The 17004-nt window shown below is 56.7% G+C and carries 19 protein-coding genes and 5 pseudogenes; 11 read left to right on the top strand and 13 right to left on the bottom strand.

The window, feature by feature from the left end; translation table 11 throughout:
- Positions 1 to 17: 17 nt before the first annotated feature.
- From tssC to BJQ17_RS19615, 3 genes are all read right to left on the bottom strand, one after another.
- The gene (gene tssC, locus BJQ17_RS19625) at positions 18 to 1520 is read right to left on the bottom strand and encodes a type VI secretion system contractile sheath large subunit (protein ID WP_003248356.1); all 1503 of its coding nucleotides are present in this window, start codon (positions 1518 to 1520) and stop codon (positions 18 to 20) included.
- Positions 1521 to 1534: 14 nt separating this feature from the next.
- A complete protein-coding gene (tssB, locus tag BJQ17_RS19620) occupies positions 1535 to 2074 on the bottom strand; it encodes a type VI secretion system contractile sheath small subunit (RefSeq protein ID WP_003248358.1) in 540 nt (179 codons plus the stop codon).
- A 64-nt stretch (positions 2075 to 2138) separates the two neighbouring features.
- Positions 2139 to 2888 carry a hypothetical protein gene (locus BJQ17_RS19615; RefSeq protein ID WP_070096516.1) on the bottom strand — a complete coding sequence of 250 codons (750 nt, stop codon included), beginning with the start codon at positions 2886 to 2888 and terminating at the stop codon, positions 2139 to 2141.
- A gap of 288 nt (positions 2889 to 3176) precedes the next feature.
- On the opposite strand from BJQ17_RS19615, the gene BJQ17_RS31750 reads away from it, so the two are divergent.
- Positions 3177 to 3335 carry a hypothetical protein gene (locus BJQ17_RS31750; protein ID WP_003248363.1) on the top strand — a complete coding sequence of 53 codons (159 nt, stop codon included), beginning with the start codon at positions 3177 to 3179 and terminating at the stop codon, positions 3333 to 3335.
- A 146-nt stretch (positions 3336 to 3481) separates the two neighbouring features.
- Here the strand turns inward: BJQ17_RS31750 and BJQ17_RS19605 are convergent, their stop codons facing one another.
- Positions 3482 to 4033: a hypothetical protein gene (locus BJQ17_RS19605; protein ID WP_003248365.1), complete on the bottom strand. Its 552-nt coding sequence runs from the start codon at positions 4031 to 4033 to the stop codon at positions 3482 to 3484.
- An 88-nt stretch (positions 4034 to 4121) separates the two neighbouring features.
- Between BJQ17_RS19605 and BJQ17_RS32610 the strand changes: the two are divergent.
- Together BJQ17_RS32610 and tri1 are read left to right on the top strand one after the other, a co-directional pair.
- A pseudogene (locus BJQ17_RS32610) lies at positions 4122 to 4284 on the top strand (ADP-ribosylglycohydrolase family protein); the annotation flags it as partial.
- A 52-nt stretch (positions 4285 to 4336) separates the two neighbouring features.
- A complete protein-coding gene (gene tri1 / locus BJQ17_RS19595) occupies positions 4337 to 5452 on the top strand; it encodes an ADP-ribosylarginine hydrolase Tri1 (RefSeq protein WP_070096515.1) in 1116 nt (371 codons plus the stop codon).
- A gap of 283 nt (positions 5453 to 5735) precedes the next feature.
- On the opposite strand, the gene BJQ17_RS19590 is transcribed toward tri1, so the two are convergent.
- Both BJQ17_RS19590 and BJQ17_RS32185 read right to left on the bottom strand, forming a co-directional pair.
- Positions 5736 to 5999 (bottom strand): hypothetical protein, encoded by a 264-nt coding sequence (locus BJQ17_RS19590; RefSeq protein ID WP_004576635.1) that lies wholly within the window; start codon positions 5997 to 5999, stop codon positions 5736 to 5738.
- Between the two features lie 228 nt (positions 6000 to 6227).
- A complete protein-coding gene (locus BJQ17_RS32185; RefSeq protein ID WP_254913440.1) occupies positions 6228 to 6353 on the bottom strand; it encodes a hypothetical protein in 126 nt (41 codons plus the stop codon).
- A 583-nt stretch (positions 6354 to 6936) separates the two neighbouring features.
- On the opposite strand from BJQ17_RS32185, the pseudogene BJQ17_RS19580 reads away from it, so the two are divergent.
- From BJQ17_RS19580 to BJQ17_RS32605, 3 genes and pseudogenes are all read left to right on the top strand, one after another.
- Positions 6937 to 7125: pseudogene (locus tag BJQ17_RS19580) on the top strand (type VI secretion system tip protein VgrG); the annotation flags it as partial.
- Positions 7126 to 7283: 158 nt separating this feature from the next.
- Positions 7284 to 7982, top strand: coding sequence for a hypothetical protein (locus BJQ17_RS19575; RefSeq protein WP_003248379.1), 699 nt, complete (start codon positions 7284 to 7286; stop codon positions 7980 to 7982).
- 33 nt (positions 7983 to 8015) lie between these two features.
- On the top strand, positions 8016 to 8219 hold the full coding sequence (locus tag BJQ17_RS32605; protein WP_121783557.1) for a contractile injection system protein, VgrG/Pvc8 family: 204 nt from the start codon (positions 8016 to 8018) through the stop codon (positions 8217 to 8219).
- Here the strand turns inward: BJQ17_RS32605 and BJQ17_RS32180 are convergent.
- The 7 genes and pseudogenes from BJQ17_RS32180 to BJQ17_RS31735 all read right to left on the bottom strand — a co-directional run bounded on the left by BJQ17_RS32180 (position 8150) and on the right by BJQ17_RS31735 (position 12165).
- The gene (locus BJQ17_RS32180) at positions 8150 to 8347 is read right to left on the bottom strand and encodes a polymorphic toxin type 46 domain-containing protein (protein ID WP_003248382.1); all 198 of its coding nucleotides are present in this window, start codon (positions 8345 to 8347) and stop codon (positions 8150 to 8152) included. The two genes, BJQ17_RS32605 and BJQ17_RS32180, sit on opposite strands and share 70 nt — an antisense overlap.
- A 26-nt stretch (positions 8348 to 8373) precedes the next feature.
- Positions 8374 to 8685 carry a hypothetical protein gene (locus BJQ17_RS19565; RefSeq protein WP_003248386.1) on the bottom strand — a complete coding sequence of 104 codons (312 nt, stop codon included), beginning with the start codon at positions 8683 to 8685 and terminating at the stop codon, positions 8374 to 8376.
- A gap of 472 nt (positions 8686 to 9157) precedes the next feature.
- Positions 9158 to 9508 (bottom strand): annotated as a pseudogene (locus BJQ17_RS19560) (reverse transcriptase domain-containing protein); the annotation flags it as partial.
- Positions 9509 to 9538: 30 nt separating this feature from the next.
- Positions 9539 to 9855: pseudogene (locus BJQ17_RS19555) on the bottom strand (hypothetical protein).
- An 89-nt stretch (positions 9856 to 9944) separates the two neighbouring features.
- Positions 9945 to 10241: an immunity protein Tsi6 family protein gene (locus BJQ17_RS19550; RefSeq protein WP_070096513.1), complete on the bottom strand. Its 297-nt coding sequence runs from the start codon at positions 10239 to 10241 to the stop codon at positions 9945 to 9947.
- A pseudogene (locus tag BJQ17_RS19545) lies at positions 10238 to 11330 on the bottom strand (polymorphic toxin type 46 domain-containing protein); the annotation flags it as partial. The gene BJQ17_RS19550 and the pseudogene BJQ17_RS19545, both read right to left, overlap by 4 nt.
- 586 nt (positions 11331 to 11916) lie before the next feature.
- Positions 11917 to 12165, bottom strand: coding sequence for a hypothetical protein (locus BJQ17_RS31735; RefSeq protein ID WP_019751687.1), 249 nt, complete (start codon positions 12163 to 12165; stop codon positions 11917 to 11919).
- A gap of 162 nt (positions 12166 to 12327) precedes the next feature.
- Between BJQ17_RS31735 and BJQ17_RS19530 the strand changes: the two genes are divergently transcribed.
- From BJQ17_RS19530 to BJQ17_RS19510, 5 genes are all read left to right on the top strand, one after another.
- Positions 12328 to 13344, top strand: coding sequence for a hypothetical protein (locus BJQ17_RS19530; protein WP_070096512.1), 1017 nt, complete (start codon positions 12328 to 12330; stop codon positions 13342 to 13344).
- Positions 13345 to 14040: a hypothetical protein gene (locus BJQ17_RS19525; protein WP_003248399.1), complete on the top strand. Its 696-nt coding sequence runs from the start codon at positions 13345 to 13347 to the stop codon at positions 14038 to 14040.
- A gap of 25 nt (positions 14041 to 14065) precedes the next feature.
- Positions 14066 to 15922 (top strand): type VI secretion system tip protein TssI/VgrG, encoded by a 1857-nt coding sequence (gene tssI, locus BJQ17_RS19520; RefSeq protein WP_033725266.1) that lies wholly within the window; start codon positions 14066 to 14068, stop codon positions 15920 to 15922.
- Between the two features lie 10 nt (positions 15923 to 15932).
- The gene (locus BJQ17_RS19515; protein ID WP_070096511.1) at positions 15933 to 16517 is read left to right on the top strand and encodes a hypothetical protein; all 585 of its coding nucleotides are present in this window, start codon (positions 15933 to 15935) and stop codon (positions 16515 to 16517) included.
- A gap of 34 nt (positions 16518 to 16551) precedes the next feature.
- A partial coding sequence (locus tag BJQ17_RS19510; protein ID WP_070096510.1) for a DcrB-related protein occupies positions 16552 to 17004 on the top strand: 453 nt, incomplete at its 3' end.

Below are 17004 nucleotides of genomic sequence, written 5' to 3'. Positions count from 1 at the left end.
CTGTACACAACGGCCTGTCAGCCGCGCGCGCCCTGTGGCAGCTCGGCAACCAGCCGCAGCGAGGCGGTCAGTTCATCCAGCTGGTAGTGCGGGCGCAAGTAGGTCACGGCCTTGTACACGCCTGGCTTGCCGGGCACTTCGAACACCTCGGCGCGCGCTTCGCGCAACGGGAACTTGGCCTTGGCCTCCTGGCTGGCGGTGTCGTCGAGCAGCACATAGCTGGCCAGCCACTGGTTGAGGAAGCGCTCGACATCCATGCGCGAGGCAAAGCTGCCGATCTTGTCGCGCATGATCGCCTTCATGTAGTGGGCGATGCGCGAAGTGGCGAAGATGTATTGCAGCTGGGCCGACAGGCGTGCGTTGGCGTTGGCGATGTCGGTGTTGTACTGCTTCTGTTTCTGCGCCGACTGGGTGCCGAAGAACGCGGCATAGTCGGTGCCCTTGCAGTGCACCAGGGGGATGAAGCCCAGGTCCGACAGCTCTTTTTCGCGGCGATCGGTGATGGCGATTTCCGTCGGGCACTTCAGGGCGATTTCGCCGTCGTCGGTCTTGAAGGTATGGGTCGGCAGGCCTTCGACCAGGCCGCCGCCTTCCACGCCGCGGATGGCCACGCACCAGCCGTAGCGGGCGAAGGCGTCGGTTACGCGGGTGCCGAGGGCGTAGGCGGCGTTCATCCACAGGTACTTGTTGTGGTCGCGGCCATCGACGCTTTCGACGAAGTTGAATTCTTCCACCGGCGTGGTATCCGGGCCATACGGCAGACGACCGAGCACGTGGGGCAGGGTGAGGCCGACGTAGCGCGAGTCTTCCGAGGCGCGGAACGACTTCCACTTGGCGTATTCCACGGTGTCGAAGATCTTCGCCAGGTCACGCGGGCCGGACATCTCGGTGAACGAGTCCCAGCCGAACAGCTCGGACGAAGCGGCCGAGATGAACGGCGCGTGCGCCGCCGCCGCGACGTGCGAGATCTCTTCGAGCAGGTACATGTCTTCGGGGTTGCGGTTGAACTCGTAGTCACCGATCAACATGCCGAAAGGCGCGCCACCGAAGGTGCCGTACTCTTCTTCGTAGACCTTCTTGAACAGCGCGCTCTGGTCGAATTCGCTGGCGGCCTTCAGGTCGCGCACCAGGTCTTTCTTCGAGGCATTGAGCAGGTGGATCTTCAGCGTGGTGCTGGTCTCGGTCTGGTCCACCTGGTATTTCAGGCCGCGCCAGGAGGCTTCCAGCTGCTGGAACTCGCGGGCGTGCATGATCTCGTTCATCTGCTCGGAGAGCATCGCGTCGATTTCGGCGATGCGCGAATCGAGCACGGCGATCAGGTCCTTGCTCGGGGTCATCTCACCCTCGAGCACCTGGTTCACCAGTTCGCCAATCAGGTCGCGGGTGCGGTTGCGCTCGGTGTCGGAGCGGGCCACGCGGCTTTGCGAAATGATGCTGTCGAGCAGCGAGGGCTGTGGTGCGAAGTTTTCCACTTCGACCAGGTCGCCGGCCTGTTGCGGTGCGGTTTGCTTGTCGGTCATGTTCGGGCTCCTGCTCAGGCGCGATCGTCGCTGGACGGGTCTTTCACTTCGGCTTCACGGCCGAATTCCTTGCCCAAGGTCTTGAGCTTTTCAGTGTTCTGCAGCACGTCCATCAGCAGCTCTTCGAGCTTGTCGTTGCCGCCCATCTTGTTGCGCAGGTCGGCCAGCTTGTTGCGCACTTCCAGCAGCTTGCGCAGCGGCTCGACCTGCTTGACCACGTTCTGTGGCTCGAAGTCTTCGAGGCTATTGAAGTTCAGTTCCACGCCCAGCTGGGTACCGTTCTTGGCCAGGGTGTTGTCGACGCGGTAGGTCAGGCGTGGCTTGATGCCCTTGAGCACACCGTTGAAGTTGTCGCGGTCGATGTACACGAACTTGCGGTCCTTGAGCTTGGGCAGCGGCTCCAGCGGGTTGCCGGAGAAATCACCCAGTACGCCGACGACGAAGGGCAGCTCCTTTTTCTCGATGGCATCGCCGATGTCCACGTCGTAGGTGATATGGACCCGAGGCGCGCGAACGCGGTCGAGTTTGTGCTGAGTGCTTTCCTTCTTCGCCATCGTGTTCTCCAGTGCGAGCAATTCGCTGCGAATCATTGCGCGGCCCGGTACCGGGCGCTGCGCGTTACAGTCCTTCGATCGTCAGCAGCAGGCGCTGACGGATTTCGTCGTTCATTTCCAGGATGTTGTCGCGGCCTACCAGTTCTTCGAAGCTGGTGTTGCCGGCAATCTGCGTGCTGCTGCGGATGACCGAGTCGTCGGGAAGTTCCGAGCGCACCGGCGAGCTGATGACGCAGAACGGCAGGTCGCCAAAGCCCTTCAGGCGCTCGAAGCTCAGGCCGTAGCGCAAGCCCTCGAACAGCCGCCCAAGGCCAGGCGACTTGCTCAGGCAGTAGAACAGCACCAGGTAGTGCATCACGAAGCGGTACAGCTCGGCGCTGCTGCGGTTGGGGTCTTTGATGACATTGCGAAACCGCGCCAGGTCGAAGGCGTGGAAGCCCACAACCCAGCGGGTCGGGCTGGTGATGCGGATGACCTGGCCGCTGTGTTCCAGGGTCTTGTCGTATTCCAGCGGGAACAGTTCGGGGGTGGTGCTGATCAGGTTCAGCGGTACTTCCAGCTCGGTGACCAGCTGGAACGGCGCGGCCGAACCGATACGTTCGTAGAGTTCGACCAGGGCCTGGAAGTGGCCCTGGGTTTCGCGTCCGCTGCTGCGCTGTGCGCCTTGCAGGTATTCGCCAAACAGGGTTTGCGGACGGATCAGCGGTGCCACGGTGGCAAGGTAATCCGCCGCCTGCGCCTTCAGCGCATCGGAGATCGCCCGCGTTTGGCTACGCAGCTTGATCAGTGCTTCGACATCGAATGTCTGTGTCATTGGTGCATCGTCCATGTGCCTGCTTGATCGTCCTGAAACGCCGGTGGCGTGGACCTGAAAAATCGCCTTTCGGCTGCAGCGAATTTGAGTGCTGGCATATGAATATTGTGTTGCCAGCAATGCCGAGTAGGGCACCTCGCTGCGGAAGAAGTTCCGGCGAGGGGGGCGATTTTTTCCCCGTTTTGTGACGCTGCGCAATAATGGCGCTGTGATATTGACAGCGTGTCTTGGGCGCAGGAGATGGGGGCTCAAGCCCTAAAGACTGGGTACGAAAGGGGCTGGAAAGCGATGAAAATCGGCGACAAAAGTTTTTTTCAAAAAGTGAATCAGTTCTCATTTTGTGCGCCGGCCGCGTGCGTGCAGCGTGGTGGGGAAGCGCGTCAGGATGATGGCAATGCGACCGGTTTCGTCGCGTCCGGCGGGGAAACTGTATTGTTCAAAATCTAATAGCTAGCGCGATGCCCGTAGGAGCGGGTTTACCCGCGAATAGGCCGGACCTGCCGGCCACTATCCCTGGTCATTCACCGTCACAGCCGCCACCGCATTCGCGGGCAGCCTGCCCGCGAACACCGGCGCAGCCGGTTTCATCCAACTCAACGACCATCGACCTGTACGCAAACGTCTCTGCCATCGATTGCCTTGCATGGCCAATTGTCGTTGATGTAATGATCCGGCTTGAAGCACACCCGTTCATCGTTGACCCAGAACATCTGCCAACCGGAGCCCGAGATCCTGAGCTTCGGGCACGACCAGTAGTCCTTTGCCGAAAGCGTGGCTGTGGTCAGCGCAATCATTGTCGGAGCAACGATAACCATCAGCACAACTGTCAGTTGCAGCGAGCGTAGCTGGAACCCATGCAGCCAAGAGGTTTTTGGTGGGTCAAACTTTCGACCGGTCCATGCGGCGATCAGGCTGGCAACGATCAGGCAAGGCCCCAGGGGAATGAATGCAATCATGAAGAAAGCTTTGAGTGGTGTTTCCACGACCGGCGCATTACGGTAGATCCGGCCGTAGAGGGGCACGATATCTGTCCATAAGGCGTACACCGCCAGTGCTCCCATGGCGAGCATGGACAGCATCAGACCGATGGCCGTAAGCCGGAAAAGAATAGGGGACCTTACGTAGAGTTCGGGATGGTCTTTCATGTGTGCCTGAGCATTCCCTGGCTGCCGCGGATCAAACCGGCATGGCTGAACAACAGGTTCAGCACGTTATCACAGGACCAGGCACTGGACCTTTGCCGATGCCATGGTGCGCTGGTACCGGCAGGGTGAAAACCGCGTCAACGGCCGTTGCTTCGACATCGGCAATGTCACCCGCGCAGCCTTGGAAGGCTGAGAGGCCCAGGGGGCCTGACTGGATGGGCATCATCAAGGCCTCGACCGCAGGCAATGGTATCGTTGATACGCCAATGGCTCCGTTACCCAATTCATTCTCAAAGAAATCCCATGATCGATCTAAGAAGCTCAAACGCATTGCTGGCCGACTACGTGCGACGTTATGCGCATCTGTCGCCGGAGCCCTCCCGGCAGTTGCAGCAGCGGATGGACTCCACCTTGCAGTCTGATGCACTGGCGGCGCCGGCGGTCAAGCCAAGCTGGCTGCACTCCAGGGCCTGCACATTGACCGCGGAGCAGGCACTGGACCGCGCCAAGGGCGCGCTGCTTGGCCTGGCCATCGGCGATGCGGTCGGCACCACGCTCGAGTTCCAGGCCCGCGACAGGGGGCAGGTGAGCGACATGGTCGGGGGTGGCCCGTTCAACCTCGTTGCGGGTGAGTGGACTGATGACACCAGCATGGCGCTGTGCCTGGCAGACACGTATGTGAGCAAGGGCAAGTTCGATTACGCCAACTACGCAGATGCCTTGGTCCGCTGGTACCGGCGCGGGGAAAACAGTGCCAACGGTCGTTGTTTCGATATCGGCAATGCCACGCGCAATGCCCTTGAAGGCTGGCTGCGCGAGGGTATTACCTGGCAAGGCAACTATGACCCCTCGACGGCTGGCAATGGCTCCATCATCCGCCTTGCGCCTACGGCAATCTTCCGCCGGCACTCGCTGTCGGCAAGCTGGTGGGAAAGCGTCACGCAAAGCAGCGTGACCCACAACGCCGACGAGGCAGTGAACTGCTGTCAGCTGTTTGCGGCACAGCTGCATCTGGCGCTCAATGGTGCAGACAAGGAAGAGGCCCTGGCCCCAGCGGTGCGTTCGTTGCGGCCTCGCCCGATGATCATCAATGCGGGCGAGTACAAGCAAAAGAGCCGCGAACAGATCCGCTCCTCCGGCTACGTCATCGATACCTTGGAAGCGGCACTGTGGGCCGTATGGAACACCGACAACTTCAAGGACGCGATCCTCCTGGCCGCCAACCTTGCCGATGATGCCGACAGTGTCGCGGCCACCGCCGGCCAGTTGGCGGGTGCGCTGTACGGCGTGTCCGGCATGCCGCCGGAGTGGGTGGAGAAGGTTGCGTGGTCGCAACATATCCAGGAACTGGCAGCCAAGCTCTTCGATCTCTCGCCGCAGCATGATGAACTGGACGCATTGCTTTATGGCCAGCCTTGACGGTTCGGGCAGAAACTGTGAAGTACGCCACGAATCGAAACCAGAGGAACGCTTCGCGACACGTACCTGAGGCAGGAGCCGTATGCGGTAGTTCCGCACGTACGGATCTGTGCGGGGGGGGGGCAGCGAATCTTCTGCTTGAGTGTTTCGGTGTTCATGGTCAGTCCTGATTGGGGTAAGGGACTGCACCACTTCACCGCAGCGTGAGATGGCACCACTCATTTGTTGGTAGGGTCAAACGGTCATGCAGTGTCGGATTTCGTCAGCATTTATCTATGTGGCACTAGATGGCCGTGCCCCGATTTTTTCCCGGCTTGATGATTAATAATTCATCAAGTTGTCTTTTGCGGCATTTTATCACGAAAGCCAGCGCCGCATCAGGGTCATCCATGAAGGCATCAAATGTAGCTGGAGCAATGGCGAAATACTCTTCGTATTCAACCATGCCGTTGCTGACGGGGAACGAAACGTAATACTGACTAGCGTCTTCTTCGATGCCGATTGAGTACATGTGCTGACGACTGATGAAAAGATCTTTGAATTTCATAGGGGGCCTTCAAAAAAGGGGAGCGGTATTGAACCTCTTGGCGGCAATACTCGCCGCGTCTATGACGACTTCACTGTTGCCGTCAGGTAGCTTGCCACCAGGGATCCAGAATTCGTTAGCACCGGCTTCATTTCCCGATGGAATCCGTAGATTCAACTGCTTCGGATCAGGGATGTCTACCGGGACCAGTGCATTGGTATCAAGGAAATTCTCAGGCTAGCCAAGGGCTTACTCCAACGCGCGCTTCTCACCTGCTGTCTTGGCAAGTAGTTCGGTTGCTTCGTGGCCTAGCATGATGAACGACGTACTATCTTTCTGTGCGATGCCGTATTTCTCAAGGTTGGTCTGGGTCATGAAGCGTGAGGCGCCATTTTGGAATTGGGCCAAATGTTGCGCGACATAATCTGGATCTGGATAGGTGGTGGGGGTCGGGCATTTCGCCTTTGGCGATCGCAAGAATATCCTCTTCGGTGAATCCACGTTATGAAACATTTTTCTCCGCCAGTGGAGCTGATGCGTCAGGTAGCGAGACAGTTCGAGTGGGAGCTGTCGGGCATGGGCTCTGATCGATACCTCAAGAACCTTCTGTGACGGGCCATTCGGCGATTGCCGGGTCGCCTCCGGGCGCCAGTGAGGAAGATGAAGGATGGCGATATGACATTGCCTTGCAGGGCGGTATTGCCCCGTTTTCCTAGGCCTGTAGTGAGTTGACAGGGCAGCTTTTGCCGGTGTTTCCTTTGGGCCTTTCTGCCTGCCTGGCATTCGGGAATGTGAATCCTGTCGCACTTATTTCAATGCATGATGGCACTTTCCTTTCTGCAGGCAGTCGCATGATTCCGCAAGCACGTTATGCGCGCATGCAGAATACGCCCGCAAGATCAGGGTTGCAGCTGAGCATCGCAAGCGCGTGCTGGCCGTGTTTTCAAGGAGATTTCGCATGATCATGGACTTGGCCTCCGCGCTGCTGTCGCCACAGAACCGCCGCCTGTTCAAGTTTCACAACCTGGCCAACCCCGAGCAGGAGCTGCTGCTGGAAACCTTCAAGGGCACCGAAGCCCTGTCGTGGGCGTTCAACTACGAACTGCTGCTGGTCTGCGAAGACTCCGGCGTGCCGCTCATGATGGGCTAGCAAGTCAGCATCGAAATCGAAGTGGCCAAAGGCGGCTCGCGCTACATCGCATATGTTGGACAGCATAGCGCCTAGCCCAGAGTATCCTTGAGTGATGACGCAACCGGTTGGGGGACTGACTTGGGCGATTATCTGATTGGGAAAGATTGAATTAAATGTTTACGACCGAACGGTTTTTTGCGCGAATTTGGGCCTTCTGGTTTTTAACGCTTATGATTTCAGTGTTGACACTTGGGGTGGCGCCGAAGATTGTTTTTGTGCCCATGGCTGTATCGTCTTTTGTTACATTTTGCTGGTGCGTGAAATGCGCCTATCGTTCGGAAAGATTTGCTGATTTTGCGTCCTTACGTCTCTGTTTCAGCTTGACTGCCGTGCCGCTTTTTGCCTTTGTCCTGTCAATGGCGATAACGTACAAACAATCAAAAATGGGAGGCGTAGCGGCGCTTGCGATCAGCGCCGTGCCGCTCATTCTTACTGCGTTGGCTTTCGCATTGGCCTATGGGCATCGAAGCAAGGCGAGTTCATTCCTGTTACGCGGTGAGCGGGTAGAAGTATTCGAACCCGAGCAGGCCAATTCGTGGGTTGTGGGCGGGCTTGGTGCAGGGTTGAGTAGTCTGCTGTATCCGACGATAAAGAACTATAATAGTTCTATGGCCGTGGTGCTGTGTGTGATGGTTTTCATTTCGCTGTATTTGGTCTTCTATAATCGCACCAATATCGCTTCGTTAAGGGCGTTAAAAGAACGCGAGCGTCGTGAGGCGCGTCAATACACATTTCTTGAGATCGAATATGTGCGTGCGTTACGTGACGCTTCATGGTTGGCTCGGGTTTTTGCACTCAAGAGCCGAAAATAAGCGATATTAGACGCCAGTTATCCAGGAAGTGTGATGTTGACTTGCCGTCTCGACTCGCGAATCTTCCAGGGTAAGACGGTACAAGACCTAGTTGGCGAGGTATTTGCAGGTTTTGGCAGCTTGGCAAAGTGCGATTTCCGCCTGAACAAATCGTTGAAACCTTATAGCTACTGCAACCCGGAAAGATCGCCGTTCGTACCTTTGACTATAGTCAGTCGCGCAATTTCTTTCCGGTGATCATGCAGAGGCTCAATGAACAGGGGGATGTAATCGGCAGACTTATAGCCCTGTGACTTGAAGAAGTTGGCAGCAGTATCCTGGTTGCCTCGTATATTGGTGTCCTGCCAAGTTGCCCGTTCGAGCAAGCTTCTTGTATGTTCTCCATCTTTTTCTAATCGTGATTTTTATTTTTGGCTTGGAATTTCTTAAAGGAACTCCACTCCTCTCCATCAATCAATGCCATGTAAAATTCTGCAAATAACTGACTGAGATTACGATCGTCCTGTAAGTTGGTCTCCGGTAAGTAGCGGTAACCAGGTATGTCTCTAGCCTCCATGGGGGCATGAATTTTTCCATTTTCAGCTTTTAATAAGAGGCCGCGTAGGGTGTTGAGCATCAGCTTCGCATCGGAATTTTGATCTTCGAGAGCCTCAAGTTTTTCACGAAGCGCTGTAGCGGTAGCCTTCAGTGTGTGCGTGTTCATTGTCTATCCTAGTTATCAATAGTGCCTATGAGCTTGGTGGTCGACCACTCATTACGGTTAGGGGTAAGATATTGAAGTGCGCCACCCGCCCTGTCAATGTTACCTCCAGATTCGGTGGTAGTCGCAGTTTGCGGCACGTAGCTTTTGCAGATATAGCCCACCATCAGGGCTGTCGAGATACTCATTAATCTGTTTGTTGCTAAGACCTCGGGTGCAAAAGTCTCTGCATGTTTTAGTTGTTGATCGTGCGCTACAAAGTCAGGGTCCTGTTTCGCATGAAGCTCTCGCAAGCGCTTCGGCTCGACCTGGCTGATGGGAGATGGTCCTTTAAGGAAACTCCGAACAAGTTGCTCATCAGTCGGAAATGGGCGGCTTTGGGATGCCGAAAAGCCCGATTTTCAGTCGCTGATTATTGGATAATCAAGGCAAAGCCTTGGTATCTGGACTCACGGGCGCACCTCTCCCCGCACTCGCGCACTGCCCGCCGCATCCGCTTCAACGCTTGCGCACTGACTCCCGGAAGGAAGCTGGTAAAAAGCTTGTTCTGCTGGCCGATTGCCTTCCTGGGTCTAAAAGTGAAACCAAGGAAGGTAAAGCTCACATGCGGATACCCTGCGCGTCGATTGCTGTCCTTGCAGTACACGATTTTCGATTTCTCGGGATGCATCGTGAGGCCACAAACCGCTAGACGTGAAGCGATTGAACGCATCACGTGTTCTGCTTGCCTCTGGCTACGACAATGCACTACCGCATCATCGGCATACCGGGCAAAAGGACAGTTTGGGCTATTTCGTTGCATCCATGCGTCAAAGGCGTAATGAACTCATGAAAAGATGGCAAGGCTGCCCGCCCATCATCCCTGGGAGGGTTTCTCCCCCATGCGCGCCTTGAGCTTGTGCAGGGTAGGGGCTCGCCCCCGGAGAGCTCGATACGAAACTCGGCGAAGGCGTGCTCGAGATCGGCATACTGCTGCAGCCCTTCTTCGGTGAACAGATAGCTTCCGGGGATGTCACGCCATTCCATCGGGGTGCGGATCCGCTGCTGCTTTGCCGCGTTCAACAAGAGCGGCAGCTCTACACTCAACTTCATGGCGGCCGGGTCGTGTGACTTCAGCCGGTCAATGATGACACGCAGCGCTATCGATTTTTGCCGGAGTGCGTAAATGTCCATCGTGGCTCAGTCTGCTGGGTGTAGGGTTTATAGCTTTCGTCAGTGACTGCGCCCGATGTTCAGTGGCTGGCCTGATCGAACGTCGGCAATCAATCGGGCAGTTGAATTTTGAGGCCATGAGCCGACTGGATGGCTACGTAATAGGCGTCTTTCAGTGCTCTGGCCAACTCGGGGTCATTTTCTTCGAATTCTTTCGAGGCAATGGCACCGATACTGAGTTGGTGGAGTTTCGATTTATCTTGCTCACGCCCTTCGAACACGGCTTTCACATAGTCAAGTTGGTTTAGTAGCATCCCATAAATGGGGTAAGCGGGACAGGCCTTGTTCCGCTGCGCGGTAATGTCGATAGCCTTCTGTACATAGCCGAGGGGGGTTGTGGGTTTCATAATGCACCTGGTGTTATCAGTTTGAAGAGCTCGCGTTGGCCAGAGGTCATCTGCCGAGCACCGCCAATGGCGTTATAGGGTTGGGAAGGAACGGACCAGGTATCCAGTACCGGTGCCGAGGTACTCCTCAGCAGCGTGACCTTCTCAGTGCTCTGATAGACGTTCACGATCTTGGGCACGATGGTTTCCGTTTTGTAGATCTGGCCAAGCGGGTTGATCCCCAGTTGCCCTGGCACCACGTCAGGGGTAGGAGAGTACCACATGCCTTGCCGGCCGCCGGGCACCTGGAATTGCCAAAGTGTCTTGCCCCGGTTGATTGTTTCCGTGAAGACTGGTTGAGTGAAGTCCAAGCCGTTCATGTAGCCTTCGTAGTCGGCAGGCTTATAGCCCTGTGACTTGAAGAAGTTTACAGCAGTTTCCTGGTTGCCTCGTATGTTGATGTCCTGTGCCAAGTTACCCGTTCGAGCGAACTTCTTGTTCAGGTACTCCCTACGGGAAACTTCCGTTAAGCCTGGCTTATCCGGTGCCTGAGCAATGGGTGGTCGATCGGGTAGTGGTCGCAATGGCTCCGGTTGCGCTTGTGCACGAGAGATCGGTGTGGCCTCTTTGGGCTGCAACTCCGGCTGCGCCAACAGTTTCTGCTCATTCTTCGCCAACCAGGCTGCCAGCTGCTTGTTGGAGATCTCGGCCTGCAGCCGAGCGCTCCGGGCGGCAATGCTTTCCATGCTGCTCATGACGCCGGCCTTCATCTGGCCCCGAGTAAGGTAGGTGACGATGGCTGTCAGTAACAGCAACACCCACTGCTCCTGCCCGCGAGCAAGCTGGCGTGCAGCACGCTCGACACGCTCCTGGGCCTGCGCCGCGGAACCGCCGCTCGGGTCCAGGCCAGCGGGCTTGAGGCCATCCTCGGCGAACCAGGCCGTGGTCATGCCTTGCTGAAGGGTCGACAGGCAGGCCCTGATAAAAATACTCGGCGATGGCGGACAGCCCCAGGCCCATGAGGATCAGGTTGCCGACCTGCAGGCCAATGCCGGCGCCGGCCACCGCGCCCGGCGCCGCGCCGACGCCAAAGGCGAACGCCCCGGCCACCACACTGATCGCCCTGTGGAACCTGAGGATGGCTCGAAAACAGCTGATGGGTATGGGTGAACTGCGCGCTTAAAAGAGAAATCTGGGCGAAAAGCCTCTGAAAACATGACGCATTGAGCGCTTTTTCGATAGATAGCCTGCGTGACGGGGAAATATCAACTCACCGTCTCCGCGCGGCAAGTTGACGGAGCATCCCAAGGTGACACGAGATGGAAGAGCTGACTTACGACAGCTATTGATGGCCTGATTCGAGGAATGTTTCAAGGCTCGCGGATTTATTAACTCAGTTGTTTTCTGTGTAGCTGTCAGGGGTGAGGCTGAAGCCCGGATGGCTTACGCAAGTCAGCGGGGTGGGGGCGGCGAGCAGCCTGAATTTGATGGAGATTGGAGTGAAATGGCTCATTTGAGCGCTTCCAATTGTTTGATGATTTCTGTATTTGTCATGACTTCCTACAAGTAGCGACGTGGGTGTGGGTATTAGAATTACTGGCGCCCGTCAACCTGGATGCAGGCATTTTTATCACTCATGCGCTTGCAAGGCCAGCCGTCACGGGTATAGGAATCAGACTTGAAACAATACCGCTCATCATTGATCCAGCACACCTGCCAGGCAGATCCTGAAGTCAACAGCTTCTGGCAGGGTGTGTACCCCTTCGCCCACAAGCCCAGCGTCACAAGTATCCCAAGCGTAGGCGCTATGTAGAACATTGACCACAGTGTCCTGTGAACGTTCTTGGTAATGCTGGTGTATGGGCAAAAGATGGCGCAATGCCATCTCATTCATAACGGCTAATGCGAAGGATGAGCGATATTCATAGTTGACAGAGTTGCGCATTCCAGTGTTTCCTGCGCCCTCTACACTCGGCCGGCAAATCCATTTGTGATCTGGTTGGCATATTCAGGTGTTGTTGGGAACTTTGCTTGCCTGCATAGGTCGCAGCGCCTGAGACGTGGGCCGATACTGCGCAGGTCGCGCAAGCAGGATTTTTGACAAGGCGTGAACAGAATCGTGAACAGAATCTATCCCTGTACCGCAGCCGACCCCATGGGCCTCGGCGGGCAAGACGGCCTTCTCGGGCAGGGTGACCTGCCATGGCCAAGTGTTGTAGCAGCCAGAACCTACGCCAAGATGGATGTAGGCGGCCTTTATTCGGCTGATGACATGAGTGCCGCCGAGTTTCTTGTTGCTGAACTACGGTCGTCCGAAACGCAGTTGAGTGCTGACGAAGCCGAAGAATACGCGCAGTTACTTTATAGCCTGATTGCAAAAATGGAAAAATCGGGGCGTTTTGCCGCGGATGAACTGCTGGCCATCAAGGAGAAGGCCGAGAAGATTCCAGTCGTAGGGGCACTATTATTTTCAACTGCAAATTTACCCGGCACGCTTGCCAACGTTGCTGCGCTAGGCCATGCCGCATCCAAAGCCACCAAAGTTGAAAACCTGCTGAACATGACGGATGCCACGCGCGGCAAGCTGAAGAAGTGGGCAGCGTCACGTGGCAAACCCGGCAGTGTATCTGCCGCCAGGGCCATGAAAGGGCGCCTGAAACTGGTGCGCATGGGCGGAAACCTCTACTTCGAAATACCCGCCAATAGCCAGGCAAGTTTGTACAGGCTGCCCGGTCGGGGCAGTAACCTGCATGTGGCTGCTTTCAATACCGCCAAGGCGATGCGTGCAACTGCCCATATTGACTCGGCCGGGTACAGCAGCCGTGGCGTAGGCAAAGTACTGACGGGTGCCAAATTAGGCGGCGCATTGGCGTTCGGCCCCCAGGCTTACCTAGATGCGACGGAGGCAAAAAGCGTCTCGGAGTTCTTCCAGAAGTCAGCTTACACCCAGCCGACCAATGCATTGGCCTTTGGTGTCGGTGTATTGGTCGGCGGGCTAACAGGGCCGGCTATAGTCGTGATTGCCTTGTCTTTGGGTGCGGGTTTGGCAGTTCAGTTTGTCATGAGTGATGATTTTTCGGGGCTGGGCACTACCCTGGGTAATTTCTTGACGGGGAAGGATTAAATGTTTACCACAGAACGTTTTTTTAAAAAAATCTGGTCGGTGTGGCTGCTGGTCGTGATATTGGCCCTGATGATGACCGGAGTGGCGCCGCCATTCATGGCGGTGCCGGCGATCCTGATCATTATCGTTATGACGCTGTGGTGCATCAATTGTGCTTACCGCAGTGAGCACTTTGTAAGTTTCGCGAATTTGCGCATGTTCTTCAATATGTCAGTTGCACCAATGTTCGCATCGCTGCTGACACTGGGTGTTACCTACAAAAAAATGAAGTTGGGAGCGGCGACTTCTTTGATGTTAGGGCTCGCACCCGTCGTGCTGGTGTTGTTGACCTATGCAATGGCTTATTACTGGCGCAGTAAAAGTGATATTCTCCACTTTAAAGGGCAGCGCGTGGAATCCATCGAGCCGCCCCAGAAAGTTCAGTGGTGGCAGGCGGGTTTGGCGGCGGGCTTGAGCAGCGTGATCTATCCGCTGATGAAAAGCCATGACGTGCCGGCCACCGGGTTGATCTACTTCTTTGCGCTAATGTCCGTGTTCATGGTGTTTTACAATCGTGACAAGATCAGTGCACTCAGAGAGCTGAAAGTGCGCGAAGCGAAGGAAAACCGTCAATACACATTCATGGATATTGAAACTATTCAGAGCATGCGTGCTGCCTCGTGGTTGGGCAGGCTTTTCGCCGTACGGGCGCGCTGATGTTCACCGTTACAGGGAGTAAATTATGCTAACTGACGTTCTTTCCATGCTCGCGCCGCAAAACAGGCGATTGTTCAAGCTGAATATCCTGACACAAACAGCCAACGATGAGTTTTTGCTGGAGCACTTTTCCGGCACTGAAGAGCTTTCCAAACTCTATGAATTCGATCTGGCCTTGCTCAGCCAACAGAGCGATGTAAAGCTCAAGTCACTGATTGGCAGCCAGGCCACGATAGAAATCGAGTTATCCAACGGCTCTTTCCGCTACATTAACGGCTATGTTCAGCGGTTTAGCACCCAAGGCAGCGACGGCGGCTATGTGCGTTATGCAGCCGTGCTAGGGCCGTGGCTGTGGATGCTGACTTGCCGCTTCGATACACGCATTTTTCAAGAAAAATCGGTCCAGGCTGTTGTCAGTGAAGTGTTCGCCGGATTTGGCACGCTGGCCAAGTACGAATTTCGTGTAAGCAAGTCGCTCAAATCGCACAGCTACATTACCCAGTACCGCGAGAGCGATTTCAACTTTGTGCAGCGCTTGCTTGAGAGCGAAGGGCTTTTCTACTACTTCGAGCACACGGCCGACTCCCACCTGATGGTCATCACCGATGACTCCAGCACCTTGTTGCCGCTGCCCGAACAGCCGCAGATTCGCTACCACTCCGCGTCGGTTACCGAAACCGCTGATTCCATTACTCAGTGGCAGTCAACGCGGCAGCTGCAATCCGGTCAAATTGCCGTTCGCACGTTCGACTATCGCCAACCGCGCAACTTCCTACCTGTGACCATGCAAAGCTTGAATCAACAGGGCGATGTGGACAGGTTCGAGATTTATGATTTCCCGGGCCAGTACACCCATGGCAGCTACGAAGATGGCGAAGCCATCGTACGCAACCGTATCGAAGCGCTCGAGTTGATGGGCAAGACCTTCTACGGCGAGAGCAATTGCCGGGCCATGAAGCCGGGTTACACTTTTGAGTTGATCCAGCATTATCTGCACGACACCGGTGACGCCGAGAACCGTAAGTTTTTGTTGCTGAGCGTGGAGCATCGCGGCAGCAACAACTACATGACTGGCGACCAGGCCGGTTACGTCAACCGATTCGTGTGCGTGCGTAAAAAAATCGCATACCGCCCGCAGTTAAACACCCGCAAGCCTTTGATCAACGGCCCGCAGACCGCCATCGTTGTCGGCCCCCCAGGCGAGGAAATCTTCACCGACGAACTGGGCCGGGTAAAGCTTCAGTTTCACTGGGATCGCCAGGGGCAGTTCAACGATCACAGCTCCTGCTGGGTACGTGTCGCCCAATCCGGCGCCAGCGGCGGCTTCGGCAGCATTCAGATCCCACGCGTAGGCGACGAAGTGGTGGTGGTGTTCCTTGATGGCAACCCGGACCGGCCGCTGATCATGGGCAGCCTGTACAACAGCACCAACACCCCGCCATGGTCGCTGCCGGCGAACAAGACCCAGAGTGGCTTCCTGACCCGGTCGATGAAGGGCGACGGCGGTACCGCCAACTTCTTCCGCTTCGAGGACAAGGCCGGCGCCGAGCAGATCATCATGCATGCCGAGCGCAACATGGATACAGAGATCGAGCTGGATGAGACCCATGATGTGGGGAATAACCGCTCGATTACTGTTGGTGGTACGCACACCGAAACGGTCAAGAAAGACACCGTGGTGCAGGTGACCGAAGGTTCCTACACCCTGCAGGTCGACAACCAGTTCATCCAGGTGGCCGCCAAGCAGCACATCATCCTGCAGGTGGGCGACAGCAGCATCACGCTGACCCCGGAAGGCATCGAGATCAAAGGCAAGGTCATCGTGACCACCAGTACCGACACCACCCAGATCACTGGCGCCGCAGTGCGGATCAATGACTGAGGCAAGGTTCATGTACAAGCCCTCGATCTACGACCGCATCTCTGCCAGGCGCGAAGCGCAAGAGGAGTCTGCGCGGCTGGCCAGTCTGGCGGAAGCTGCTCATGTGCCCGAGGCTGTGCCCGAGCCGGAACCGCTGCCAGCCGTGTTGCAGGATTTCGCCAGCGCTTTCACCTTCGCAGGGTTCTCCTTGCAGTTTCCGCTCGGCTTTCGTTTTCGCGACATCCAGACCACCCTCGAGCATGAAGGCGAGCCGGTCAGCCTCAGCATCCGCCGCCGTGATGTACCCGCCAGGCAGCCGCTGGAGCAACTGTTCCAGAGCGCAGTCGAGGCTTTGCGCGAATTGAACCCGCAACTGCGCGTGATTCGCCAACGTGATTGCCTCCTGGCTGGGAACCCGGCCAAGGTCGTGGACTTTCACTTCAATGCCGGCCACGAGCCTCGGCACGGTCGCCTGGTCGGCGCACTGGTGCCCATCGCCGGCAGCGATTCGCTGCAATGGCTGGATATCTCCAGCGTGATCGACCCCAGCAAGCCCGGCCTGAGCCAGTGGCTGGCCGAGTTCGACCGCATGCTCGATGGCTTCGCGCAGGGCTGACCCCGATTTTTTCGCTATCAGGAATTTTCATCGCATGGATTACGAATTACAGGAAGGCGGCATTGCGCTGCCGGCAGGTTTCGAGGACCGCACGGTCAACATGTTCGTCCTGGGTGCCAGTGTTCCAGCACCCTTGAGCATCACCATCTCGCGTGACACCTTGCTGCCGGACGAAGCGCTGCAGGCCTATGTCGATCGCCAGGTCAAGCTGCTCACCTCCAAGCTGCGCGGCTACACCCGCATGGGCAACAAGGCCGTCACGCTCTCGGTTACCGCACCCATTGCCGGTATCCAGATCGACGCCTATTACATGAACCAGGGCCGCCCGCTGTACCAGCGCCAGGCGGCCTTCATCATCAGCCCCGGGCGTGCCCTGATCTTCTCCACCACTGCACAGGCCGACTTCAGTGCCCAGCAGAACCAGGACTGGGACAACCTGTTGGCCAGCTTCACCCCGCGTGCCCCGTCCGAAACCAGCGCCGAGTCC

Origin of the sequence: Pseudomonas sp. NBRC 111139 (assembly GCF_001753955.1) — a bacterium.
GTDB classification, from domain to species: Bacteria; Pseudomonadota; Gammaproteobacteria; order Pseudomonadales; family Pseudomonadaceae; genus Aquipseudomonas; species Aquipseudomonas alloputida.
The sequence above is the reverse complement of the archived record's forward strand: the minus strand, read 5'-3'. Positions and strand labels throughout refer to the sequence as shown.